The 23476-nt window shown below is 42.2% G+C and carries 27 protein-coding genes; 10 read left to right on the forward strand and 17 right to left on the reverse strand.

The window, feature by feature from the left end:
• Positions 1–4 precede the first annotated feature (4 nt).
• The 5 genes from QXW63_07815 (at position 5) to QXW63_07835 (ending at position 4847) form a co-directional block, all read left to right on the forward strand.
• Complete coding sequence (locus QXW63_07815; protein ID MEM3461798.1) at positions 5–2884, forward strand: DEAD/DEAH box helicase; 2880 nt, start codon at positions 5–7, stop codon at positions 2882–2884.
• 88 nt (positions 2885–2972) lie between these two features.
• A complete protein-coding gene (locus QXW63_07820) occupies positions 2973–3299 on the forward strand; it encodes a hypothetical protein (GenBank protein MEM3461799.1) in 327 nt (108 codons plus the stop codon).
• Between the two features lie 72 nt (positions 3300–3371).
• On the forward strand, positions 3372–3842 hold the full coding sequence (locus tag QXW63_07825) for a methyltransferase domain-containing protein (GenBank protein ID MEM3461800.1): 471 nt from the start codon (positions 3372–3374) through the stop codon (positions 3840–3842).
• A 23-nt stretch (positions 3843–3865) separates the two neighbouring features.
• Entirely contained in the window at positions 3866–4282 is a 417-nt protein-coding gene (locus QXW63_07830; protein MEM3461801.1) for a thioesterase family protein, read from the forward strand.
• A 43-nt stretch (positions 4283–4325) separates the two neighbouring features.
• Entirely contained in the window at positions 4326–4847 is a 522-nt protein-coding gene (locus QXW63_07835) for a YkgJ family cysteine cluster protein (GenBank protein ID MEM3461802.1), read from the forward strand.
• A gap of 57 nt (positions 4848–4904) precedes the next feature.
• Here QXW63_07835 and QXW63_07840 read toward each other — a convergent pair whose 3' ends face one another.
• Positions 4905–5372: a response regulator gene (locus tag QXW63_07840; protein MEM3461803.1), complete on the reverse strand. Its 468-nt coding sequence runs from the start codon at positions 5370–5372 to the stop codon at positions 4905–4907.
• Positions 5312–7705 carry a PAS domain S-box protein gene (locus QXW63_07845; GenBank protein MEM3461804.1) on the reverse strand — a complete coding sequence of 798 codons (2394 nt, stop codon included), beginning with the start codon at positions 7703–7705 and terminating at the stop codon, positions 5312–5314. Before QXW63_07845 ends, QXW63_07840 begins: the two co-directional genes overlap by 61 nt.
• A 211-nt stretch (positions 7706–7916) precedes the next feature.
• Here QXW63_07845 and QXW63_07850 point away from each other — a divergent pair, with 211 nt between their 5' ends.
• Entirely contained in the window at positions 7917–8699 is a 783-nt protein-coding gene (locus QXW63_07850) for a sugar phosphate isomerase/epimerase family protein (GenBank protein MEM3461805.1), read from the forward strand.
• A 2-nt stretch (positions 8700–8701) separates the two neighbouring features.
• Here QXW63_07850 and rnz read toward each other — a convergent pair whose 3' ends face one another.
• The 10 genes from rnz to QXW63_07900 form a co-directional block, all read right to left on the reverse strand.
• Complete coding sequence (gene rnz / locus QXW63_07855; GenBank protein MEM3461806.1) at positions 8702–9628, reverse strand: ribonuclease Z; 927 nt, start codon at positions 9626–9628, stop codon at positions 8702–8704.
• A gap of 4 nt (positions 9629–9632) precedes the next feature.
• Positions 9633–10670 (reverse strand): DNA methyltransferase, encoded by a 1038-nt coding sequence (locus QXW63_07860; GenBank protein MEM3461807.1) that lies wholly within the window; start codon positions 10668–10670, stop codon positions 9633–9635.
• Positions 10663–11547, reverse strand: coding sequence for a ribose-phosphate diphosphokinase (locus QXW63_07865; GenBank protein MEM3461808.1), 885 nt, complete (start codon positions 11545–11547; stop codon positions 10663–10665). The genes QXW63_07860 and QXW63_07865 overlap by 8 nt, the downstream gene beginning before the upstream one ends.
• Before the next feature lie 39 nt (positions 11548–11586).
• Positions 11587–12864, reverse strand: coding sequence for a hydroxymethylglutaryl-CoA reductase, degradative (locus tag QXW63_07870; GenBank protein MEM3461809.1), 1278 nt, complete (start codon positions 12862–12864; stop codon positions 11587–11589).
• Positions 12865–12931: 67 nt separating this feature from the next.
• On the reverse strand, positions 12932–13498 hold the full coding sequence (locus QXW63_07875) for a hypothetical protein (GenBank protein MEM3461810.1): 567 nt from the start codon (positions 13496–13498) through the stop codon (positions 12932–12934).
• A 46-nt stretch (positions 13499–13544) separates the two neighbouring features.
• Positions 13545–14099 (reverse strand): hypothetical protein, encoded by a 555-nt coding sequence (locus QXW63_07880; protein ID MEM3461811.1) that lies wholly within the window; start codon positions 14097–14099, stop codon positions 13545–13547.
• Positions 14096–14803 (reverse strand): hypothetical protein, encoded by a 708-nt coding sequence (locus QXW63_07885; GenBank protein ID MEM3461812.1) that lies wholly within the window; start codon positions 14801–14803, stop codon positions 14096–14098. Before QXW63_07885 ends, QXW63_07880 begins: the two co-directional genes overlap by 4 nt.
• 171 nt (positions 14804–14974) lie before the next feature.
• Positions 14975–15976 carry an MBL fold metallo-hydrolase gene (locus QXW63_07890; protein MEM3461813.1) on the reverse strand — a complete coding sequence of 334 codons (1002 nt, stop codon included), beginning with the start codon at positions 15974–15976 and terminating at the stop codon, positions 14975–14977.
• Positions 15977–15989: 13 nt separating this feature from the next.
• Positions 15990–16391 carry an RNA-binding domain-containing protein gene (locus QXW63_07895; GenBank protein MEM3461814.1) on the reverse strand — a complete coding sequence of 134 codons (402 nt, stop codon included), beginning with the start codon at positions 16389–16391 and terminating at the stop codon, positions 15990–15992.
• Positions 16379–16945 carry an AAA family ATPase gene (locus tag QXW63_07900; protein MEM3461815.1) on the reverse strand — a complete coding sequence of 189 codons (567 nt, stop codon included), beginning with the start codon at positions 16943–16945 and terminating at the stop codon, positions 16379–16381. The genes QXW63_07895 and QXW63_07900 overlap by 13 nt, the downstream gene beginning before the upstream one ends.
• 101 nt (positions 16946–17046) lie before the next feature.
• Between QXW63_07900 and thpR the strand changes: the two genes are divergently transcribed.
• Together thpR and cca are read left to right on the forward strand one after the other, a co-directional pair.
• Complete coding sequence (gene thpR, locus QXW63_07905) at positions 17047–17616, forward strand: RNA 2',3'-cyclic phosphodiesterase (GenBank protein ID MEM3461816.1); 570 nt, start codon at positions 17047–17049, stop codon at positions 17614–17616.
• Positions 17617–17632: 16 nt separating this feature from the next.
• The gene (gene cca, locus QXW63_07910) at positions 17633–19057 is read left to right on the forward strand and encodes a CCA tRNA nucleotidyltransferase (GenBank protein ID MEM3461817.1); all 1425 of its coding nucleotides are present in this window, start codon (positions 17633–17635) and stop codon (positions 19055–19057) included.
• Here cca and QXW63_07915 read toward each other — a convergent pair.
• Positions 19043–19834 carry an undecaprenyl-diphosphate phosphatase gene (locus QXW63_07915; protein ID MEM3461818.1) on the reverse strand — a complete coding sequence of 264 codons (792 nt, stop codon included), beginning with the start codon at positions 19832–19834 and terminating at the stop codon, positions 19043–19045. The two genes, cca and QXW63_07915, sit on opposite strands and share 15 nt — an antisense overlap.
• A gap of 102 nt (positions 19835–19936) precedes the next feature.
• Between QXW63_07915 and QXW63_07920 the strand changes: the two genes are divergently transcribed.
• Positions 19937–20476, forward strand: coding sequence for a DUF6125 family protein (locus tag QXW63_07920; GenBank protein ID MEM3461819.1), 540 nt, complete (start codon positions 19937–19939; stop codon positions 20474–20476).
• Positions 20477–20570: 94 nt separating this feature from the next.
• Here QXW63_07920 and QXW63_07925 read toward each other — a convergent pair whose 3' ends face one another.
• Positions 20571–21029, reverse strand: a complete 459-nt coding sequence (locus tag QXW63_07925; protein MEM3461820.1) for a hypothetical protein — start codon at positions 21027–21029, stop codon at positions 20571–20573.
• 199 nt (positions 21030–21228) lie between these two features.
• Complete coding sequence (locus tag QXW63_07930) at positions 21229–21369, reverse strand: CxxC-x17-CxxC domain-containing protein (GenBank protein ID MEM3461821.1); 141 nt, start codon at positions 21367–21369, stop codon at positions 21229–21231.
• Positions 21370–21559: 190 nt separating this feature from the next.
• On the opposite strand from QXW63_07930, the gene QXW63_07935 reads away from it, so the two are divergent.
• Entirely contained in the window at positions 21560–22105 is a 546-nt protein-coding gene (locus tag QXW63_07935; protein MEM3461822.1) for a metallophosphoesterase, read from the forward strand.
• On the opposite strand, the gene QXW63_07940 is transcribed toward QXW63_07935, so the two are convergent.
• Together QXW63_07940 and QXW63_07945 are read right to left on the reverse strand one after the other, a co-directional pair.
• Positions 22102–22545: a CoA-binding protein gene (locus tag QXW63_07940; protein MEM3461823.1), complete on the reverse strand. Its 444-nt coding sequence runs from the start codon at positions 22543–22545 to the stop codon at positions 22102–22104. The two genes, QXW63_07935 and QXW63_07940, sit on opposite strands and share 4 nt — an antisense overlap.
• Positions 22542–23039, reverse strand: coding sequence for a hypothetical protein (locus QXW63_07945; protein MEM3461824.1), 498 nt, complete (start codon positions 23037–23039; stop codon positions 22542–22544). The genes QXW63_07940 and QXW63_07945 overlap by 4 nt, the downstream gene beginning before the upstream one ends.
• Positions 23040–23476 lie beyond the last annotated feature (437 nt).

Here is a 23476-nt window from a genome sequence, read left to right on the forward strand (position 1 = left end):
TCCATTGAAAGATTCCCCCAAAAACGCTTTTGAACTTCTTGTCAAGCCCGTTCGAAGGCTTGTTGAGCAGAGAGGATTCTCTAAACCCACAGAACCACAAGAAAAAACCATACCAAAAATCCTTGAAGGCAAAAACGTTCTGCTCATCTCGCCAACAGCCACAGGCAAAACAGAAGCCGCATTCCTACCAGTCCTAAGCATGCTCCTCCAAGGACAACAAGGAACTCCGGGCATAAAAGTCCTCTACATCACGCCCCTACGCGCATTAAACCGCGACATGCTTGAAAGACTCGAATGGTGGTGCAACAACCTAGACATAAAACTCGCTGTAAGACATGGCGACACAGAAACAAAAGAACGCACAAGACAACGCATGAGCCCGCCAGACATCCTAATAACCACTCCAGAAACACTACAAGCAATACTCATCGGCTGGATAATGCGCCAACACCTACAAAACGTAAAATGGGTAATCATCGACGAAGTACACGAAATGGCAGACAGCAAACGCGGAAGTCAGCTCGCCCTAGCTCTTGAACGCCTGCGCGCAATGATAGGTAAAGACTTTCAAATCATAGGCTTATCCGCCACTATCGGCAGCCCAGAAAAAGTTGCACAGTTCCTCGTAGGAAACCACAGACCAGTCGAAATCATCCGCGTCCCAGTCGCAAGAACAATGCACCTAAAAACCGTTTATCCCAAACCAGAAGAAGACGACGCTAAACTCGCAGACCAACTTTACACGCATCCAGAAGTCGCCGCTCGCTTGCGCATAATCCGCGACTACATAAGCAAACACAAATCCATACTCCTATTCACAAACACACGCGCAATATCCGAAGTCCTAGCAAGCAGATTCAAAGTCTGGGACATCGACTATCCAGTATCCATACACCACGGCTCACTAGCAAAACCATCACGCATAGCCGCAGAAAGAGGACTAAAAAACGGCGAACTAAAAGGCTTAGTATGCACAAGCAGTCTAGAACTAGGCATAGACGTCGGCAGAATAGACCTCGTCATACAATACATGAGCCCAAGACAAGTAACCCGCCTAATCCAACGCGTCGGCAGAAGCGGACACAGAATAGGCAAAATAGCCCAAGGAATAATCGTCGCAATGGACTCCGACGATACACTAGAAGCTTTAGCCATAGCAAAAAAAGCTCTAAAAGAAGACTTAGAACCCGTTGACATTCCACCCAAACCCTACGATGTCCTAGCACACCAAATCGCGGGCTTGCTACTTAAAAACCGCAGATTAGAATTCAACGAAATCCTAGAAATGTTCAAAAACGCCTATCCATACGAAAACCTAACAATAGAAGACATAGAAAAAATCCTACGCTACATGCACCAACGCTTCCCACGCTTAGCATGGGTTTCCTTCGAAGACAAAGTCGTCCTAAAACCACGCAGAACAAAAGCACTCTTCGAATACTACTTTGAAAACCTATCAATGATACCCGAAGAAAAACAGTTCCTCGTAGTAGACGAATCAAGCGACGCAGCGATAGGCGTATTAGACGAAGCCTTCATGGCAGAATACGGCAAACCAGGAACAAAATTCATAATCCGCGGAACACCATGGCGAATCCAACACGTCTCTGAAGAAAAGGTTCACGTAAAACCAGTCGACGACCCAACAGGCGCAATACCAAGCTGGATAGGAGAAGAAATCCCCGTCCCATTCGAAGTCGCACAAGAAGTAGGCAAAATCCGCAGCTTTGTCGAAGAACAACTGCAGAAAGGCGCATCCTCAGACGAAATTGCCACTAAACTAAGCGAAGAATACCCAGCAGACAAAGACACGATACTCCGCGCAATAACAGAAACAATAGAACAAGTCTCAGCAAGATTTCCAGTGCCCACACAAAATCGAATAACCATCGAAGACTGGAAAGAATTCGTAATAATCCACGCCAACTTCGGTTCACTTACGAACAGAGCCCTCGCACAGCTACTCGGTCAACTACTCTCCGAAAAAATCGGCTCTGGCATCGTAGTCCAACACGACCCCTACCGCATATTCATCCAAACCATGGGCGCCACAAACGCAGACCAAACAATCGAACTACTCAACGAAATCCGCACCATGCCAGACCAAACAATAAGAGGCACACTAACACGCGCAGCCGTAAAAACCGGACTCTTCAAACGCAGAATGATTCACGTTGCAAGACGCTTCGGCGCACTCAAAAAATGGGCAGACTTCAGCAGCGTAAGTCCACAACGTCTAATAAAAAGCTTCGAAGAAACACCAATCTACGAAGAAGCCCTAAAAGAAGTGTTCACAAAAGACTTAGACTTGGAAAAACTACTCTTTGTTTTAAGAAAAATCCGAGAAGGCGAAATCCAACTGCAGAAAGTAGAAACAGGCGGAAACGCAACGCCAATAGCGCGTGTCGGCATCGAACGTGTAAGCATGAAAACCGACTTGATTCCACCAGAAAGAATGCGCGCTGTCCTCATCGAATCCACCAAAGCGCGATTACTAAACGAAACATGCAATTACATCTGCACAAACTGCTGGAACTACATGGAAATGATACGCGCTAAAGACTTGCCAGACAAGCCCAAATGTCCAAGATGCGGCTCAACAGCCATAGGCTTACTAAAAGTAGAAGAAGAAAAGGCTATGCCACTCATCGAAAAGAAAGGCGAAAAACTAGCGAAAAGCGAGGAAAAACTGCACAAACAAGCAACGCAAACAGCACAGTTAATAACCAAATATGGAAAAGCTGCAGCTGTAGCCTTATGTGCTCGAAAGGTTCAGCCTTCCGATGTTAAAGAAGTTCTCGAAGAAGAACCTAAACTCAACGACAGATTCTACGAACTCGTTCTTGAAGCAGAACGCAAAGCCCTAAGCAAAAGATTCTGGTAACACTTTAAGACATACAACAACTTTTAAATGAAGGCTTATCCTATTTTGCCTAAGCACCATCTGCTTGCTAATTAGGGAGATTAAAAGTTTGGAAATAAGCCGAAAAAAACTCCGCGAAGAAGTTCTTGAAAGAATAAAGTACGTTAAAACTTGTGTTCTAGCCAGAGAATTATGCCTTCTGGTTCGCACAAACAGAGCCGTATTGGAACCCAAAGACGTGCGTGACATCTGCTCTTACATATCTAGCTTATGCAAAGAAGAAGGATGCGAAGAACAAAGCGAACTATGCCGCAAAGCAGCTGAAGCGGTTAATTCCAAAGACGAAGCAAAATACCTTGAACTATGCGCGCAAAGCTGCATGAAATGCGGAGAAGCCAGAAGACCGCAACCCAAAAAAGCCACATACGTCGCTTAAACAGCGCAAAAGCCTTTAAAATTACAAAACATAGGTTACAATTGAGTTTAAACGGAGGCAAATGAACTGTTCATCGCACCATACGTTCCAAGTCCGCCACAAGTAATACGCCAAATGCTCATTCTCGCCGAACTAAAACCCGGCGAAATATTCTTCGATTTAGGCGCAGGAGACGGCAGAACAGTCATTATGGCTGCGAAGGACTTTGGAGCAAGGGCTGTCGGTGTTGAGTTGCGAGAAGACCTTGTTAAGAAAGCGCTTAGCTCCATTTACGAACAAGGACTGCAAGATAGAGTAACAATAGTAAACGGTGACATGTTTAACGTAGACCTAACCTCGGCGGACGTTGTCTTTCTCTACTTAACAACAAGCGCCAATGAAAAGGTTAAGCCGAAACTCGAAGCTGAACTCAAAAAGGGAGTTCGCGTGGTTTCTCACGATTACGAAATCGTTGGTTGGAAACCCATTAAGGTTTTGAATTTCTGTGAAAACCAAACATTAGGGTATCCTTCGCACACTATCTATTTGTATAAGAAAGTTTAATGTTGCCTTCTTTAGTGATAGACATGCCGCGTACCACTTTTAAAACTTCTTTTAGAGTCACATGGGCAGACACGGACGCTGCTCAAGTCGTGCACTATTCAAACTATTTCAGATTCTTCGAAAGAGCAGAAGAAGAATTTTACAGACATTTAGGCTTCAGCTTCACCGACATTAACAAAATGGGAATTTGGCTTCCAAGAGTTGAATCTTTCTGCCAATTTAAAAAACCAGCAAGATTCGGCGACCTAATCGAAGTGGAATTGACAATTGAGGAGTTAAAGGAAAAATCCATAAAATACGAGTTTAAAATTTTCAACAAGGAATCAGCGATTTTGTTGGCTAAGGGATACGTAGTGATTGTAGCAGCCGATAAGCATATGGAAAAGGCCGTGCAAATTCCAAAAGAAATCATTGAAAAACTGAAGCCTTTCTGCAAATAAATTTTTAAGAAAAAGTTTTCCTAGAATTTTTAGCGAAACAGAAATGTTGTTTGTTCCATGGCAGTACCTAGCTGATTGGAAATGCAACTCTTGCGGAATCTGTTGCAGAGCTTATAGTGTAGTTCTGAAATTTCCTGAATGGCTGAGAATAGTAAAGAATTATGGTGTCGAAGCGACAGTTTCAGGCTTGGATAAGTTGTTTCTTAAAAGGAAAAGTGACGGTTCTTGCATTTTTCTATACAATCTATCTGGCATTTACTTATGCGGTTTGCAACACATGAAACCTAAAGCATGCAAGCTTTGGCCTTTTAAAATTCTTGGCAAACCACAGTATGGATATGCAAACGATGCGGTTTATAGTTATGGTGAACATCAACTTTTTGTATATGCTGATTCTACGTGTAGTGGCTTGAGATATGGAAGACCAACAGTAGAGTTTTCTGAGCATACATTAAAAGAGTTTGTAGAAATCGCATTGGGAACACGCAACAACCAGTTAAAGACTACTGTAGACTTAAGTTTTGTAAGAACCAGTTTTCATCCTAAACAATTCAGGTTATTCTAAAGAAGATTTAATTATTCACATATTTAGAAACGAAAAATAAAAGAGGCTTTTTCAATGCTACTTTTTGCTTGCTGCCGGTTTTTCTTCTTCTAATTCTCTTACTCGTGTTTCAATGAACTCTTTGACTTTTTCTTGACTGTACTCTTTTTCTTCTTGCTGTTTTTGCAACTGTTCCCTAATGACTGCTATGACCTTTTTTACCTCAAAGGGCTTCACTATATAAGCATGTGCACCTTTGTTTAGGGCTTCGACAGCGTTTTGCAAGGATGGGTAACCCGTAACCATTATCTTGCGCATTTTCGGCGTTGTGTCTTTTAGTTTTGTTAAAAGTTCTGTTCCTTCCATGTCTGGTAGTCTTATGTCTATTAGAGCTAAATTGTAGAATCTCTCATTTGACTTCTTAATTGCTGTCTTTCCGTTTTCCGCCGTGTCTACCGCGAATCCTTCATCTTCTAGAATTGTTGCTAAGACTTTTCTGATTCCTTCATCGTCGTCAACGACAAGGATTCTGGCACGTTTATCCATGTTTTTTCACCTTCTTCTTTTATTTTTGGTTCTCTAGGAAGTGTAAGTGTGAAAGTTGTTCCTTCGCCAACTACACTTTCAACTGAAATTTTTCCGCCGTGTGCTTCAACAATTTGTTTGCATATTGGTAAGCCTAATCCCATTCCCTTGGCTTTCGTTGTAAAAAACGGTACGAAGATTTTCTCCATTGTTTCTTTTGTCATTCCTATTCCAGTGTCTTTGAAAATGAATTCTACGTTGCCATCTGTTTTGTGGCTTGCTATTGTGAGTTTGCCACCATTGGGCATGGCGTCAATCGCATTAGTGATTAAATTGTGAAATACTCTGGTCATTTTCTCTATGTCAATCTTTACTTTGGGTTCTGGTTCTGTTTGGTTTATTATCTGAATGTTTTCTGGCGCCTTAATTAGACGCAGAGTTTCTGTCATGATAGTTTTTGGGTTTGTTTCCGTTAATTCCAAGTGCACTTCTCTCGAGTATTCCAATAGGTCAGTTATGATTTTATTCGCATATTCTATGTCAGCTTCGATTAACTCAAGCATTTCTCTTGTTTTTGCATCCATTTGGGAGCTTAATTTCGTTTTCAAGTAATATGTAGCGCCTTTTATTCCTGTTAACGGATTACGCAAGTCATGACCAACCATGGCTGCTACTTCTCCGATGGCGGCAAGCCTTTCAGATTTTATTAGTTTCTCATGAGCTTCTTTCAATTGTCTAGTTCTTTGTTCAACAAGTGTTTCAAGTTGTTGAGAGTACTCTTCCAGTTTCTTCTGCATTTGCTTTCTTTCTGTAATATCTCTAGCTATGCCCAAAATTTCGATTCTCTGTCCAATTTTTACTGGAATAGTTGAGATTTCAACAAAAACTCTGCTTCCATCTTTTCTTATGAGCTCAAACTCGTCTGGTCCAGTTCTTTGTCCACATAGATTCTTTTGTATAGCTTCGATAGCTTTTGACACGTATTGTTCTGGAAGAAGACCAGCCTCCAATATACTCTTTCCAATCAATTCTTCTTTCTTGTAACCTGTCAAAATTTCTGCTTGTTTGTTTCCTTCCAAAATCTTTCCATTAAGGTCATTAATGTAAATTGCATCAGGTGCATATTCTATCAATGAACTCAGCCTTTCTTCAGATTCTCGTAATTTTTCCTCCATTTTTTTGCGTTCTGTAATGTCTCTGAAAGCCGCTTGGAAACCTGTTATCTTACCGTTCATGATTACGGGAGCAACGTTAATCTCTACAATAGCTGTGGTTCCGTCTATTCTAGGAAGCCCCAGCTGCAAGCCTTCAAAACTTTTGCCTTGCATTAAATCTGCGAATAATTGTGATGCAGTGGAAAGCGAGTCTGAAGGGAAATATTCTAAAAAAGACTTGCCAATAACTTCGCTTTGTGGATAACCCAAAACTTTTCCTACAGAAGGAGAAGCATACGTGATTTTTCCTTCAAGATCAACAAGGGCTATTGCATCAAAACTTCTTTCCGCCATACCTCTAAATTTTTCCTCAGACTCACGTAGTCTCTCTTCCATCAGCTTACGTTCCGTCACATCCATGACAATTGCAAGAGCACCTGCAAAGTTTCCATCTTCATCCCAAAACGGTGACGCGGATACCTGAACAAAACGTGGTTCACCGTTCTTACAGTACAACTTAATTTCGTATCGGTTTATACTGCCCTTCTTTCTAGCCTCTGTTTCTTTTCTAATTTTTTCGAAGCCTTCTTCGTCTACGAGTTTACGTAAATTTGTGCCAATAAGCTCCTCTTGCTTGTAACCCAGCATCTCAGCAAACGCTTTATTCACAAAAGATAAGTTATCATTTGCATCAGCAATGGTTATTCCTTCCATTGCCGTTTCCAACAGCATTTCCAGTTTTCTGTTAGTTTCCTTCAGTTTTTTCTCCGTTTTCTTAGGCTCAGTGATGTCTACGATTATTGCTTGAAAACCCACGGTCCTTCCATTAACTGTAAACCGTGAAGGCTTGCTCCAAAGATTGAGAACATTACCATCCTTTCTTACTGCCCGAAACTCTAAATGTCCAGGTTTTCTTCGTAATACAATAATGCGCAAAAATAGACGCATTACTTTTCCTCGATCAGCAGAGTGTATAAAATTTTTGAATGGTTGATTTAGCAACTCGGAAACGGAATAACCCAGCAAATCAGCCAAGGCTTTATTTACATATTTCAATCTTCCCTTCAAATCTGAAATGGCGATGCCTACAAATGCATTTTCGACCAGACTGCGAAATGCTTGTTCACATTTGAAGAGAATTCTATCTGAATTTTCATCTTTTGCACCATCATACTGCGCAGCCATGAGGTTAGCTTCCATAGTAAATGCTATTCTTTCATTCAAGTTTCTTTGAGTGTTACATTTAACTTGTATGAAAGCGAAGTCTGAATTATTAGTAATAATGCATAATTGGAATCCAACTCGGACCTCATATGTTTCTCTTGACAGAAACTTTCATTACAAAACAAGTTAAGTTATAAACCAGAAGTTAGAAGTCTAAATTTCTGCCATACACAAATGGGATTAGTCTATGACAAAACCAAAAATCGGGCTTTCCATGTTATACTGTTTAAGCGAGCCCTTCGAGAAAATGGCTGAGCATCTTACAAGAACAGAAACAAGCTGCGTGGAAATTGTTGACGACGGATTTCACACACTAAACAAACAACGAATCAAGACACTAAAAGACATTGCAGACTCGCACAACCTGAAATATTCCGTGCACGCACCCTTCGCAGACATAAACATTGCATCGCCATCCAAACCAATAGTGAGAGCTGTTTGTAAGCGATTGAAAGAATCAATAGCCTATGCACATGCTTTGGATGCTTACATGTGGGTTTTCCATCCTGGATTAAAAACGGGTATCAGCATGTTCTATCCAGACCTGGACTGGCATCAAAACACTAAAACAGTACGTTTGCTTTTCAAATCTGCAAACGATTACGGCGTGAAGATAGCCGTAGAAAACGTGCCAGAACCATATCCCTTCCTAATGAAAAATGTGGAGCAATTTACCAAGTTTTATGAAGAAATCAACGAAGACATAGGCTTAGTCTTAGATGTTGGACACGCAAACATTAATGGTCAAATAGAACGTTTCATGGAGACTTTTGCAAGCAGAATTGTGCATGTTCACGCGCATGATAATGATGGAAAAAGCGACCAACACTTAGGCATCGGCTATGGAACTGTAGACTGGGAGAACTTTGCAAAAACGCTGAGAAAAATATCTTATGACAAAGTTGTTGTAATCGAATCTGTTATGCATGTTAATGAAAGTGTGCAAAAAATGAAACAGTTACTTACATGACTTCAACTTGTTTCCTTCAATGGAATCTCTATCTTCATAAAATCTTCCGCTACTAGCGTGTTTTTGAAAAATTTCCGTGCTTCCGCTAGAAGTTTGCTTGTGTCTTCATATCTTGCGCTAACATGTGTAAGAACCAGCTGTTTTACTTTAGCCTTCTTGGCGTTTTTGGCAGCTTGGCTCGACGTTGAATGTCCATCTTCTTCCGCTCTTTCAGCCAATTCATCATCCAGAGTAGCATCATGAATAAGCAAGTCTGCATTAGCCGCAAACTTTGCAAAACCTTTAAACGGTCTTGTGTCGCCCGTGTAAACAATTTTTCTTCCAGGTCTAGGCAACCCAGTAACTTCTTCTGGCTTTACCACTTTGCCATTTGGCAATCTAACCTTGTGCCCATGTTGCAGTTTAGACCATAAAGGTCCTTCTGGAACACCTAACGCTTTGGCTTTTTCTGGAAAGAATCTTCCAGGTCGAGGCTTTTCTATAAAGGCGTAGGCTAGGCTTGGGATTACATGGTTTGCCCACACTGCCTGAATTACATATTCGTTTTCTTCGCATACAACACCAGCCTCGTATATCTCGTGAACCTCAATTGGAAATGTCAAAACAAACTGAACTGTTTCCCTAATATTCTCTAGGAACCGCTTGATTCCCGATGGTCCGTAAATGTCAAGTTTCTTTTCTCTGTCAAGCAACGCCATGGTTTGCAAAAGCCCGGGCAAGCCGAGAACATGGTCGCCGTGCATGTGTGTTACGAAAATTTTCATTTTTTTGTGAAACCCTGCTTTAGCTTTTATCATTTGCCTTTGTACGCCTTCGCCGCAGTCGAACATTATTTGTTCGCCTTTGCGTTGAATAAGTACAGCAGGTAGGCTTCTTTTTGGTGTTGGAACGCTTCCGGCTGTGCCTAGGAAAACAACATGCAAACTCATGTGTCTACACCTTTTCAAACACTGCTATTTCTCTTGTTAGGCTTCTGTGAACATAAACGAAATGGGATTCTAAATGTTTATAGCCTAAAGTTTCACCAGTTTTTTTAATGCCTAACGTTTTTGGTGCAGCCATGCAAACTCGTTGTCCCTTGCTAAGTATGCCGTGAACAGCCGCCAATACTTCCTCAACTATTTGCTTTGTGGAACGCTTAAGGGTTGTTGAGGACCTTCCATAAGGCGGGTCAGTTACGACGCAGTCAACTTTTGTTATGGGTGGGTTGCATGCATCCGCAAGGATTACTCCTTCGGGCTTTATTCGGAAATAGTCTAAGTTTCTGAGGGTTCCTCTCACCATGCGCTTTTGAATGTCCAAACCTAAAACGCGGCATCCGATGAACGCAGCTTCAATCAGTGTGCTTCCGGTTCCGCAGAAAGGGTCAAGAACGAGCGCTCCAGTTTTTGGTTTGGCCAAATTTACCATGCATCTGGCGAGTTTTGCCAGCATGGCTGATGGGTGGAAGAATGGTTTTTTCTTTGGTCGTCTTTCAACGAATGGTTTTGGCGGAATCTCAGCAAGTGCTACGCCGAAAACAAATTTTTCTTCAGTTAAGAATCCTGTAAAGGTTTTATTTGGATTTTTAAGGTTCACTTTCGTTCTCTCTGTTTTATTAAGTATGAGTTCTCCGAGCTTTCTTTCAAGAAACATGCTGTCAATGTTAGGTGAGTAGTCTTTTACGTGGTGCACGCGGACGACAAAGGTTTCTCCGTTTTTCAAAACCTCTTTCAAATTCACAATGCGCATATTTTTCAGTATCATATTTGTTTCGGCTTTGCAAGTAAATAATTCTAGCCCGCAAAGTCTCGTGAAAGCTGCTCTATGCTTTACGGCTTCGACGCATTTTGAATCCACTTCAAGTTTCAGAATCTGGTCAAGTTTCTCCAACGTTTTAAAGGCGAAATTTTCCGCTTCAAGTATTGCCTCTAACTCGGCAACTGGCAGAGTCTCATGTTCGCCTGAAAGCAGAAAGAAAAGTTTAGCCACTTTGGCGTTCCTTCAAATGTTTAGCTATTAAGGGCGCTAGAGAAACCTTGCTAACATGACTTGGAATGCTGTCTGTGCCTACTATCTCCTCAACTCCAGCCTCAAGAATTCTTTTTTCTGCATCACTTATCAAAAGTGGATGTGCACACGCGGCAAACACTTTTCCTGCTCCAAGCTCTTTCAGAATTTTTGCAGCAGCAACTATTGTGCCGCCGGTGCTGATTATGTCGTCAAAGATTATCACGGTTTTTCCTTTAACGTTGAATGTTTTCTTTTCAACGCTAATCTGTCCAGTATAGCGGTCTCTATGCTTTTCTAAGTAGCCGCATTCTCCGCCGAGAACTTTTTTCGCTTCTTCCACAATGTAAATTGCACCCATGTCTGGAGCCAGCGCAAACGCTTTTGCAAAACCTTTCTGCTTAAAATATTCTGCCAAGAGCGGAATGGCTGAAACGTTTTTTGCTTGAAAAGGAAATCTATTCAACACTTTTTCTTGGTGTACATTCACTGTTATTAGGCTATCAACTCCAACAGCTTTAAGCATCTGTGCTATGGCGTCTATGCTTACTGCTTCGCCTGGAAGGAAAATTTTGTCTTGGCGTGCGTAAGCAAGATAAGGCACGACCGCGGTTACTTTTTTTGCACCATGACGTTTGGCTGCATCAACAATAAGTGCTAGCTGTATTAGACGCGTGTCTTGTGGCGGGCTTGTGGTTTGGATTATGACTGCTTCTTCGTTCTTCACTGAACCTTCTAATCTCACGTAGGATTCTCCGTCTGGATAAGTTTTAGAAACCAACGGAGCTGTTTCTGCGTCTAAGAGTTTAGCTATTTTTTCGCCTAGTTCTCTTGACGCTGGACCGGGTATTATTTTCATTTTGTTCGCCGCGGTTAAGAGTGCGGTTATCTTGGCTTTTTAGATTTTTCCAGTTGCCTTGTATTGTTCGATGAGCTCTTTTGCTCTGTCCATGCGGATTTTGCGTTCTTCAACCATTTTTTCGGCTACTAAATCGATTAGTTCGCCTGTTGCGCCGGCTGCTACGGCTATGTTTCTTGCGTGAAGTGACATGTGTCCGCGTTGTATGCCTTCGTGTGCTAATGCGCGTAATGCGCCAAGGTTTTGTGCTAAACCAACGGCTGCTAAGACTTCTGCGAATTCGTTTGCGGTTTTTACCCCTAAGATTTTTATTGCTATTTTCGCTATTGGGTGGGTTCGCACTGCTCCGCCGATTAAGCCTACAGCCATTGGCAGTTCAATTGAGCCTACTAGGTCGCCGTTTTCGTTTTTCTCCCACGTTGAAAGCGTCGTGTAGTGTCCGTTTTTTACTGCGTATGCGTGGGCTCCTGCTTCGATTGCGCGGTGGTCGTTGCATGTTGCGATTATGACGGCTATTATGCCGTTCATTATGCCTTTGTTGTGGGTTGCGGCTCGGTATGGGTCTGCTGCTGCAAAGGCGGATGCGTTTACTATGCCGTCTACGACTTCTTCTCCGCCAACCGAATCTTTCGGCACTATGCACCATGCTCTGGCTAAACGTTTAACGGCTAAATTGGAGATTATTCGCAGGTAAACACGTCCGCCTGTTATGCGTTCTATTAATGGCGCTACAGCTTCAGCCATTGTGTTAACTGCGTTTGCGCCCATGGCGTCGCGGCAGTCAACGTGCAATTCTGTGATGAGCATCGGTCCTTGGGTTGTGTGGATTACTTTTGCGTCTAAGTCTTTTGCGCCGCCACCGACTGAAACGAGCACTGGGTCTTGGTCATTTGCTTTTTTTATGATGTCTTCTTTTGCTTGTAAAACGCGCATTTTGGCTGCGTATGGATCTTTTATGCCGACTGCTTGTATTTGTCCGATCATTATTGGTGGTGTGCTGCTTGTGTGGAAGCCTCCGCCGTCGCGTGCCATTTTAGCTGCGTAACTGGCTGCTGCGACAACTGAGGGTTCCTCGATAGCCATTGGAATCAGATAGTCACGCTTGTTTATGAGGAAGTTTACGCCGATGCCTAAAGGTATGGGAATTGCACCGACAACGTTTTCTATCATGCGGTCAGCCAAATCCAAAGACAAAGAACCAGTATTCAGCAACAAAGCAGCTTCTTCATCTGTTAAACTAGCGAACTTTTTGACAAATTGCAAACGTTCTTTCGGACTAAGCTTATAAAAACCTGAAATCAAAGATGACTTACTCATGCATTTTCACCAACTTCCTATTATCAAGAAATAAGGAAATAAAAATGCTTCTAGAGTCTGCATTTTTTTACGTGATTTCAAACGTAATTATGTAGAGCATGTAAGTTGATGTGCTAGGTTTAAGAATTTTTAAGTATGTATAAATAAGAGATGTGCCTGTGGCGTTTGCTGATGCTGTGATGCTTATGTAATTGTTACTACCCAAGACAAAATCGTAAAGGGCTCCGCTCGTTTGGTTATAACTACCATTAATGATTTCGATTTGTATACTTGTTGTGCTTCCATTGCGGAACCAAATTGTGCAGTTAGTTAAACGGGCTATGTCCGTACTATTAGAGTTAATTAACTGAAGCTGCCAGTCATCGGTTGTTTGATTGAGTATTTCTAAAACATCTGAATTGGTTGTTCCGCTGGAAATTGCGACTTTAGCACTTGTACTGTTTGTATAAATGACCGTATTAGCAGTGACATTTTGAAGAACTACTAATGGCGGATCAATGGGCATTGATATTTGTTTTGTCATAATAAAAAATGTGTTACCGGCGACTGTGTGCTGTGTTTCTAATAAGACAGATAGAGCCAAAACTAGGTAAACGAATTGTCTAATTTTCTTAACATTAGCAAGTCTGTTCATTTTTCAACCCAAACAAAGGATATAGAATAAAAAGGGGAAAATGGTGTTACTCTTGTACATCGATGGCTATTTGTAAGCTTGCAGTTACGCCTGCTGTCGCATCAGCTACAGCTTTGGTTTCGATTCGAATAGTCCACTCATCGTTGGAATCCATCTGCCGATAAGTAGTGCTCTCACTTAATATGAAGTAGTTCCCAGAGACGGTATAGTTGAGATAGCCCTTCTGTACACCTGTGTCATCGAGCAAGACAATGTTAAGGAAAGTGAAATTTGCCACGTCTGCCGTACCGTTTGTTATTGATATGTGACGCAATCTAACTGATGGAGTGCCAGATTGAGTGTTGCTCACGTTCACAGCTTTTTCGTAAGTCAAAGTAGTGTTAGGATAGGCTTTAAGAGATAAGGTAACTGACGTGTTACCTGTTCCCATAACTGATCCCGATGGCCAATCGACTCCATGGTCGAAGCACACAGTAACCGCAGTTGTCAAAGAACCTGAAATACTCAAGGAGTAATAGATTGCGGCGCTGACAGTTCCTATGAGTAACGTTGATATTAGCAATATTATGAATTTCAGGCTTTTCTTGTAGTTTATTTTCATTTTGTTGTTTCACCTCCTTTTCTTCTTTTTCTTTCTTTAAGCGTGTCTATCCATATTCTTGCGAGCACGTAGACGCTTACGCCCAAAACGAGGATGCAGGCTATTGCCAAGGCTACTGCTGAAGTTACGAAGGCTGCCTCCCCCCAAGAAGGCTTAAGAACTGCGTAAACGCTTGCGCCTGTTATTGCTGTGCCTGCACCTAGGGCTATGTACCACCATTTTGGTTTGAAGAATATGTATGTGCCTAACCCCACAACAAGCGTGTCGAACGCGACTATTGCTATGAAGGTTGTTTCCCATGTCATGTGTGGAAGCATCACTAAGGGATGAACGGCGATGTCGGCGTAGTTGGTTACGAAGAAAGTGGCTAAGACTATGGAGGGCAATGTGACGGTGAACATGAAAACTTTAGCGTAGTTCAAAAGCTTCTTTACTATTCCAAGATACGCGTTGACTGCGACGATGTTTGCCAAGGCTACAACCAGATACAATAGGCTGTACCAGAACCGCATGTACTCGCCAAAAGACAGCATGAACTCTTTGCTTACGATTAGTTGTCCAAACCCAGCCAAAGCCGCAACTTGATACAAGTACGGTAGGTGCCATGGAAAATGCCGGTCCAGTAGACATGTTAGCAAGCTTACGGCTAGAAAAAGATCTATGCCCAGCAGTGCGAAGAACTCTGGTTGTAGTGGGGAAGGCAATTTCGGTACCGCACCCGAAAGTCTGGTTTCTTTTTATTTAAGACATATGAATTCGGAATTCAAATCCGAATTCTACAATAGAAAGCGTGAAAATGGAAAATAATCTGTTGTATAGTAATGTGCAATACACACAGTAAAAGCGTCAATGCGACAGATGAGTGTGTTTGTGGGTTATTTTTTTGGCAGTGCTATGGCGGAGATTCCAAGGCGTTTGTGGATTTCTTTTGCAAGGATTTCTGCGTGTCCTACGCGGTAGTTGTCTGTTATGACGAGTTTGGGTTTTGAGCGTCTGACGTATTCGAGTAGTCCGTTGAAGTCTGAGTGGTCGCTTAGGGCTATGATGTATTCTTTTTCGTTTATTTCGCGGCATGGAGAGTTGAATTCCCAACCGCTAACGTAAACTCTGAAGGCGTTGGGACCTATTTTGCTTCGTGAGCCCATATGGTAGAAGGCTATGCAAGGCGCGTTTTTTTCCAGCATTTCTTTGGCTTCTCGTTCTTCAGAGAGTATTAAATGTCCAAGGCGCATGCCGTGTTGTTCGCAAACTTTTGACACGTGAAAGACTTTTTCCGGCACGACGAAGGGTGCTTTTACATTGGCTTTGTGTAGGATTTGCATTACTTCTTGGAGTTTGCCGTGATAGCCGAAAACGTAAACTGTGCCTTGTTCTAGTCCATGTTCTATGACGGAGATTAGGAGGTTTTTGATGTCTTTGGCGAAGGAGCGTTTGCATGTTGGGCCTCCATATGTGGCTTCCATGACGAGTGTGTCTGCGTCTAAAATTGGGGTTCCGTCGATTCTGAAGTCGCCTGTGAAAACTGTTTTTGTTCCTTCTTTGTCTTCTACGAGTACTTGTGCTGCGCCTAGGATGTGGTCGGCGCCGAAAAGTGTTATGTATTCGTCGTTGTATTGGAAGGTTTTGCCGTATTCGTGTGTTTCCACGTTGCCTTCCATTAGGAAGAGTGGTCCCATCATGACATCGATTAAGTCTTTTGTTGCTTTTGTCATCAGCACTTTTTCGCATGTTCGGAGGCTTTGTTTTAAGCCGGTCATGTGGTCTGCGTGGGCGTGAGTGACAACTCTTAATGGTCTTGTTTTGTCGAAGGCGTCGCATGCGACATGTTTTCCTAGAAGTACAGCGCCAGTTTCTGTTATTGTGGCTTGTGTGGACAAGGTTGTGCACCGGTCATGTGGTTTTGGGCGCGAGCCAGTCGATTAATTCTCTGGGGTTTTCGCATTCTATTTTGACTTTTATTGGTCCTAAGGGTGATTCTGCCACTTCTTTAGAGAAGGATACATGTCCAGCGTATGCGACTTGTTTGTTTAGGTAGAAGTTTATAGTCTTTCCGCTTAATCCTTCGAATAATACTGCTCTTGCGGCGTCGCGGATGCGTTCTCTGCGGAGTAAATTGTAAAGTTTAGTGAGGGCTTCGCGTTCTGTTGCTTCTGCGGTTATTATAGCCCCCTTATATATAGGTTGAACCTTAGTTTGAATGTTGCCGAAAATGTTTTCGATGGCGCGTTTTACTTTTTCTTCGCTTTCTGTGGGGTTGATTTCAGCTTCCACGCAGACTTTTATTTTGTCCATTTTTGTTCGACTTTCCCGAGAACTTCTTTGGCTTTCCGTTTTACAAACTCATATTTTTCTTCGTTTACTATTAAGTGTTCAGCCATTGCTATGGCTTCGCCTAAACCAACGCTTAACTCGCGCATGTCTCTTTCGTGGAAGATTTCCCAATTGGCTGGGTCGTCGCTTCTTTGTCTATGATAAAGTCTTTTGAATCTTGTTTCAGGCGATGAATGAACCGCTATGAGTGTGAATTTTGGAAAATGCTTTTTGAATTCTTCAACTTCGTTTAAGCTGCGTATGCCATCCACAAGAATTTTGCTGTCTGGCACGTTTTCTATTTTTGGAATACACCTTCTTGCTATGACGCCTTTTCCCTCTTTCTCTCGCAATTCAAGCATCACTCTGCCAATGTTTTGCGGGTTCAGCTCCAACCCCCTATGCGTTGTTTCCTCTCGCACCACATCACCCATCACAACAATGCCATAACCCATCTCTTTAGCGGCAGAAACCACTATGGATTTTCCAGCTCCAGGCATACCAGCCAAACCAACAACAAATTTATTGCCAGTCACCTTGCATTTCCCTCTGGATAGACTTTGTCAGTAACAGATAGCCTTTTACATTAAAAGCATTTATGAGAAAGTTAAATGAAAAGTAAGCGAAGGAATACGTAATGTCTGAGACCATAAGAAGTTTTATAGCTTTTGACATGGACAGCGAACAGGTTCTAAAAAAAATCACAGACATCCAATCTCTTCTAATCAAAACTGGAGCAGACTTAAAACTTGTTGAACCCAAGAACATTCACATTACCGTCCGATTTCTCGGAAACATAACCCTCCCCATGGTGGACAAGATTTTTGAAGAAATGAAAAAAGTTCAGTTCATTCCCTTCGACATTAAAATTCGTGGAGTTGGCGCCTTTCCAAACGTGCGTTATCCACGAGTTTTGTGGGCTGGAATAACCGAAGGCGCCGACCAGTTGAGAAGCATTTTCAGCCAGCTAGAACCGCGTTTACGCAGTTTAGGGTTTACGCCTGACCAAAAGGGCTTCAGTCCTCACCTTACGATTGCCCGTGTAAAGTCTGGGAGAAACAAGGCTGAACTTGCCAAATTCTTAAATGAGAATGCAAATTGTGAGTTTGGAATTGTACGGGCTGAATGTTTAAGGCTTAAAAGGAGCGATTTGACGCCGAAAGGCCCAATTTACTCAACACTTAAAGAGGTTTGTCCACAGAAATAGAAAAAGGGCATTGTTTATGCAGAGAAAGATGGCGGATATCTGCGAAGCTGTTCTAAAACGTGTTACGCCAGACAAGAAAAGACGTGCTGAAATTGAGGCTTTAGCTAGAAAACTGGAGAAGAAAGTCTCCAACGCATCAAAAGCTTTGGGTGTTGAAGCTATGGTGCGCGTGGAAGGCTCTGTTGCTAAAGACACTTGGCTCAGCGAAGAGCCAGACATAGACGTTTTCATGCGTGTTCCAACCACTATACCGCGTAAATCGCTTGGAGAAGTCTGCTTGAAAGTAGCCAGAAAAGCCACTGAAGGAGCAGAACAGATTGAAAGGTTTGCTGAGCATCCGTATTTGGAGGCGATAATTGACGGTGTCAGAGTGAACATTGTGCCTTGTTATAACGTTAAGCGTGGAGAATGGTTAAGCGCCACAGACCGAACGCCCTACCACACGGATTATGTTAAAGAGCATTTGAAAGTGCCAATGCATGCTGAAGTGCGTTTACTGAAAAAGTTTATGACAGGAGTGGACGTTTATGGCGCTGAAATAAAAGTCGGCGGATTCAGCGGCTACTTATGCGAACTTCTAATTTTGCACTACAAATCCTTTGCAGAGACACTCAAAGCCTTCGCGCAATATAAGCAAAGAAAAGTCATAGACATAGAAGGCTACTACAAAGAAAGAGAAAACGAGTTACCACTATTATTCACGGAACCGTTAGTAATCATCGACCCAGTAGACAAAGGAAGAAACGTAGCTTCAGCAGTACAGCCGCAGAAACTCTACACTTTCATAGCCGCTGCACGAGCTTTCCTAGAAAAACCCCACTTAGCCTTCTTTTACCCGCCAAAAACAACAGCCTTAACAGCGAAAGAACTGAAACAAACATTAAAGAAGCGTGGCTCCGCCATTGTCCTCGTAACCTTTGGAAACGTCAACGCTGTTCCAGACGTTTTATGGGGGCAACTCTACAAGTCTCAGCGTTCTCTCCACAAGCTTATTGAATTAAACGATTTCAAAATTTTAAGAGATACCACATGGAGCGACGAAAAAAACCTCAACGTTTTTCTCTTCGAACTTGAAAACCACCACATTGCATCAGTCAAGAGACATCTTGGTCCTCCTTTAGAGAGAGAACGTGAATGCAGAGATTTTTTGGAAAAATACATGCGGGATTCTAATGTGGTCTCTGGGCCATACATTGCAGATGGACGATTGGCTGTGCAGCTTAAAAGAAAATACACTGACGTGCGTAAATTGCTTAAGGAAAAGCTGAAGGATGGAGGAAGAAACGCCGGTGTGGCTGAAAAAATTTCGCTGGTTCTGAAGAATAATTTCAAGGTTTTGGTAAACGAAGAAATAGCTGAGATATACGGCAAAAATAGCGAGTTTGCAGAGTTTCTAATTGAATTTCTTTCGGGCAAACCAAAATGGTTAGAACCCGCTTAGGCTCAATGCTATTAATGCAATGCCAAAAAGCCAGCAGTATAATGCGAAAAAGTGAAACTTCTTTTGGGCAAGGATTTTCCAGAGCAACTTTATTGTTAAATAGCCAACAATCATTGCAGCAACGACTCCCACGAGGATTTCTGTCCATCCTAAACCCGCAGTTGCAAGTGCACCGTAATCCTTGTATGCCGTGTATCCGATGGCGCCAATTATTGCTGGTATCGAAAGCAGAAATGAGAATTTGAAGGCTTTCTCACGTTTTATTCCCAACAACAGTGCTATAGCGATTGTTGCTCCACTTCTGGAAACGCCTGGAATTATGGCTAAGCCTTCTGCCACACCCACAATTACCGCAGTCAAATAGTCTATGCCATCTTTTTCTTCCTTTCCCATCTTTGACAAGTAAAGCACTAAACCGAAAACAACGAACGCTACAGCAATTGGCAGCAGATTTTGGAACGCTTGTTCCACGGGCTCTTTAAGTAAAACGCCCACAGCCACAGCGGGAATTGTTCCCACGATTATTGAAGGTAATAGTTTGCCGTGTTCTGTTTTGAAATCCAAATGAACCAGAGCTGCAATGATTTTTTTGATGTCCTCTCTGAAGAAGAACAGTACTACGAGCAATGTTCCAATATGCAGCATAAACTCGAAAAGCAGAGAATCCTGTGTGTCGAGAAAATGCAGAAAATGTTCGGCTACTTTCAAGTGTCCAGTGCTTGAGATTGGTAGCCATTCTGTTAAGCCTTGTATTGTGCCGAGAACTGCTGTTTCCACAAGACCCAAAGGTTATCGCCGCTCTCCTTTCTTGTATTTTCGAGTTACGTTTAAAAGATTAATTCATATAACACATTAATTCTTCAATGCTGGTGTAAGCGCATGAGTGAGTATCCACTTGGAAGCCGCGAAGACCGTGAAATGCTGGCTAAAATGTCCATGGAAAAGCTGCTTGACTACTTCTTTCTGCAAATCCGAAACCTATGGAGAGTTGACGGCTTATACTTTCTCGGCATAGAGAAAAAGTTTGGCACCGAAGCAGCCACAGAGATTGACGCTGGAGTTTGGGAAACAATGGCCGCCATAGAAGCAAAAAGCCTGCAAAAAATGTTCAATGTTAGCGAAAATCCGGGCGTTCCAACAGTTATTGATTTACTGCGAAAGTCAAGTTGGGCTTTAGACCAACCATTCAAAACTGTTGAAGTAAGCAGTAAAAGAGCCACTTTAAGCGTTGACCGTTGCAGAACGCAAGAAACACGCTTAAGCAAAGGATTAAGCGAGTTTCCATGCAAAAAAGTCAGATTCGGCTACTTAAAAAACTTCGCGAAGACGCTCAACCCAAACGTAGAAGTAAACTGCATCGTCTGCCCACCAGACAAGCACCCTAAGAACCTATGGTGCAAATGGGAATTTCGCTTATAATTTTTAGTAAATACAGTTTGTTTCCTCTTTTTAACACATACCTAAACCATAGAATAATGGCATAGAAAATCTTTGCTTGCTTTTGTGTGCGTTACTATGTCGTTGCCTCTCGCAAAAAGTGTTCCTTAGGTGTTCTGGTCAAAAAATAGATTGAGCATCCTATAGCATAAACGAAAGGAAAGGGCAAAAATAGAATTCTTGCTATGCTTAGATATTGATACCAAGAGTCGCCACTTTCCAAATAAAGCATGTAACGCCATACTCCCATAAAACTGTAATACCATATGAAAAACAAAACAAAAACTATCCAAAATATCATTGAGCTGTGCCAAGCGTACCTTGCCCGAACAAGCATCATAAACGAAACACTGAAAGCAAAAGCCGCGAGCACAAGCGGAGCATAAAATATTGGTGAAAGGTAAGGGGATGCCCCAGACGAATATGGTCCACCAACAACAGCAACTACCCAAAACAATATGAGAATAAAAAGCAAAGCTATTCCACTCAAGAAAGTTAGCCAAGCTACTATTGTCACGCCAATCGGTCTTTTCACAACTGCCCCTTCAACTTTATAGTATGATAGTTCACACAGATAAAAGTTAAGCAAACTTGAGCGTACACAATAAGGATGTCATCCTTGCCATAATCTTACCAACTTAACCAAAATCCATCAAGAAGCATAGAAAAAAGTTTACACTAAATTAATAAAAACGTGGGAAAACTAGGTTACGAATTAAAGCTATTAGCTTAACCTAATATCTTCTTCTTTGGCCTCTTCTTTTCGACCAGCACTCTCGGCAGTAAACGGGCCTATTTGGGTCAGGCTTGAAGGGAACTTCACATTCCTGTCCACAATCAGCACAAACTGCCTTGTGCATCTCTTTCTCTGACATTATACTATTTCAACTCCTTACGCGTTTATCGTGCAAAAATCGCTTCTTGCACAACGCAATCATCCACCACACAGACGCTTATAAAACTTGTCATCAAACACTCACAATCCAAACAAGCCACACTAACATGCAAACATGTTAAGGTTCTTATTTATGAAAGCCATAAAAAGTAGTTAGAGAGGCGCTGTTGATGGCTAGCCAGCAACCAGAAATAATCTCTCGACTTCGCGAGTTTTCTCCGACAAAAACTGCCGGCTTAATTTCTGACACACACGTTCCGGCAAGAGCCAGAGAACTTCCCAAAAAAGTGTTCGAAGTCTTCGACAAAGTCGACTTCATCGTGCATGCCGGAGACCTTGTGCAGCTTTCCGTCATCGACGAGTTGGAACAGCTCGCGCCTGTCTTGGCTGTTTACGGCAACATGGATGGACCAGAAATCCGCGGAAAACTACCAAAACTTAACTCTGTGAAAGTTTTCGACTGGAAAATAGGAGTAATGCACAATCCAGGCGCGCTTTTCGGCTCAGCAAAAATGCGTGAGATCGCTGAACGGAACGCATTTAACGTGCTTGTTTATGGGCATACGCACAGTTCTAACATGAAATGGGAAGGAAACACTCTTTTCATAAACCCTGGAAGCCCAACCAACCCTATTCCGCCCTTCATTAACAAACCCACTGTCGCTTTGCTTAGAATAACAAAGGAGAAAATAATACCGGAGATAGTTCAGATTTAGGCAAGTTTTCGCTTTTCAATTAATCGACGGTGCTCTTGCATCATACACTTATCCATAATCACAGTTAAGCCTGCTTTTCTCGCTTTTTCAGCCGCTTGCTCGTTGACTATTCCCAACTGCATCCAAACCACATACGGCACACCATACAACTTCCTTAACTGAATTGCCTGCTTCACTAATAGCAAAACTTCAGAGGAAGGCCTAAAAATGTCCACAACCTCAATAGTTTTTTGCACTTCTGCCGGCATGTCTAACAAGCTCTTATAGCTTTTCTCTCCCAAGACTTCATCGGCAAAGGGGTTGACTGGTATAATGCGAAAGCCGTGATCTTTTAGGTATTCAGCCACTCTGTGGCTATCTTTTGAAGGATCTTTGGACAATCCAACAACAGCGACGGTTCTGTATCTTGTTAAAATCTCTTCAATAGTGTGTTGACTCAACCTTCCGACTCCTTGTAAGAAAAAATTGAACTAATGGATTTACCAGTTTTGTGAAGAGTCATTATTGCAATTGATAGGGTAAAGAGTAACATCAATGGCAACAGGAAATTTGGAAATTCTGGAATTTGCACTGGTCCATACCATGAACCATATCCATCAACATTGCAGTGAGCTCGAACTGTTGCTGTTAGTGTTCCAGAAATAGGTCCTAAATTGCAGGGGACTGTAAAGGTTGTTTCTGATCGAAAGTTCACTGTAAAAGTTTGGATGTCTCCGTCAACGTTTACTTCTATGGAGTCAAGATAATGTGGGATAGTTTGGCTCTGTGGAGAATGAGAAACCGTGACGTTCAAAACGGTGTCACCGCCGTCGTTCCAGACAATCACGTTTGTTACTGCTGGAATTCCCGCAAATGCTCGGGGCGTGGAGTTCCCGAAGTACAAAATTATCATGCCTAAAGCTATTATGTAAATGAGTCTTTTTGTTTTGTTCAATTATTCCACCTTCTGATTCTTACCCATCAAGATTAAGGTATAAGATTTGTGTAGAGAAATATATAGACCAAAATGCCGAGGAGCAATGCCATTAGCCATAGAACCATAGTAACTCTCATTATTTTCTTTCTTTTCATGCAAGACTGAAAGGATGATTGTAAATGCCATGAAGCAACAAGCCAAACAGCGAAGCTCTCAGCCAAAGCTCCTAAGATTACGTGCGTTATTGTGACAAGAGAGAACAGGTTAAAACTGTAATTTAGTCTTAAAGAAGAAGGCAACATCACAACTGCAAACGAAGCCGTATTAAAAACCAACGCAATCAGCATCGTGATTCCATGCAAATACAACTTTCTCTTACTTTTCAACATAAGACTTACAGAAAATACAGCCAAAACAACAATCTGAAAGACAAGGTTAACCTGAGCCACAAACAA

It is taken from the genome of Candidatus Bathyarchaeia archaeon, from assembly GCA_038873195.1.
Lineage (GTDB): Archaea > Thermoproteota > Bathyarchaeia > Bathyarchaeales > Bathycorpusculaceae > DSLH01.

Bases quoted from the DNA above. Each gene is read 5' to 3' on its own strand.
- QXW63_07850 (MEM3461805.1), top strand. From the start codon at position 7,917: ATGACAAAACCAAAAATCGGGCTTTCCATGTTATACTGTTTAAGCGAG.
- QXW63_07880 (MEM3461811.1), bottom strand. From the start codon at position 14,099: ATGAAAATAAACTACAAGAAAAGCCTGAAATTCATAATATTGCTAATA.
- QXW63_07895 (MEM3461814.1), bottom strand. From the start codon at position 16,391: ATGGACAAAATAAAAGTCTGCGTGGAAGCTGAAATCAACCCCACAGAA.
- QXW63_07830 (MEM3461801.1), top strand. From the start codon at position 3,866: ATGCCGCGTACCACTTTTAAAACTTCTTTTAGAGTCACATGGGCAGAC.
- QXW63_07845 (MEM3461804.1), bottom strand. From the start codon at position 7,705: ATGGAAGCTAACCTCATGGCTGCGCAGTATGATGGTGCAAAAGATGAA.
- QXW63_07930 (MEM3461821.1), bottom strand. From the start codon at position 21,369: ATGTCAGAGAAAGAGATGCACAAGGCAGTTTGTGCTGATTGTGGACAG.
- QXW63_07935 (MEM3461822.1), top strand. From the start codon at position 21,560: ATGGCTAGCCAGCAACCAGAAATAATCTCTCGACTTCGCGAGTTTTCT.
- rnz (MEM3461806.1), bottom strand. From the start codon at position 9,628: ATGAGTTTGCATGTTGTTTTCCTAGGCACAGCCGGAAGCGTTCCAACA.
- QXW63_07865 (MEM3461808.1), bottom strand. From the start codon at position 11,547: ATGAAAATAATACCCGGTCCAGCGTCAAGAGAACTAGGCGAAAAAATA.
- thpR (MEM3461816.1), top strand. From the start codon at position 17,047: ATGTCTGAGACCATAAGAAGTTTTATAGCTTTTGACATGGACAGCGAA.
- QXW63_07835 (MEM3461802.1), top strand. From the start codon at position 4,326: ATGTTGTTTGTTCCATGGCAGTACCTAGCTGATTGGAAATGCAACTCT.
- QXW63_07840 (MEM3461803.1), bottom strand. From the start codon at position 5,372: ATGGATAAACGTGCCAGAATCCTTGTCGTTGACGACGATGAAGGAATC.
- cca (MEM3461817.1), top strand. From the start codon at position 17,633: ATGCAGAGAAAGATGGCGGATATCTGCGAAGCTGTTCTAAAACGTGTT.
- QXW63_07870 (MEM3461809.1), bottom strand. From the start codon at position 12,864: ATGAGTAAGTCATCTTTGATTTCAGGTTTTTATAAGCTTAGTCCGAAA.
- QXW63_07920 (MEM3461819.1), top strand. From the start codon at position 19,937: ATGAGTGAGTATCCACTTGGAAGCCGCGAAGACCGTGAAATGCTGGCT.
- QXW63_07875 (MEM3461810.1), bottom strand. From the start codon at position 13,498: ATGAACAGACTTGCTAATGTTAAGAAAATTAGACAATTCGTTTACCTA.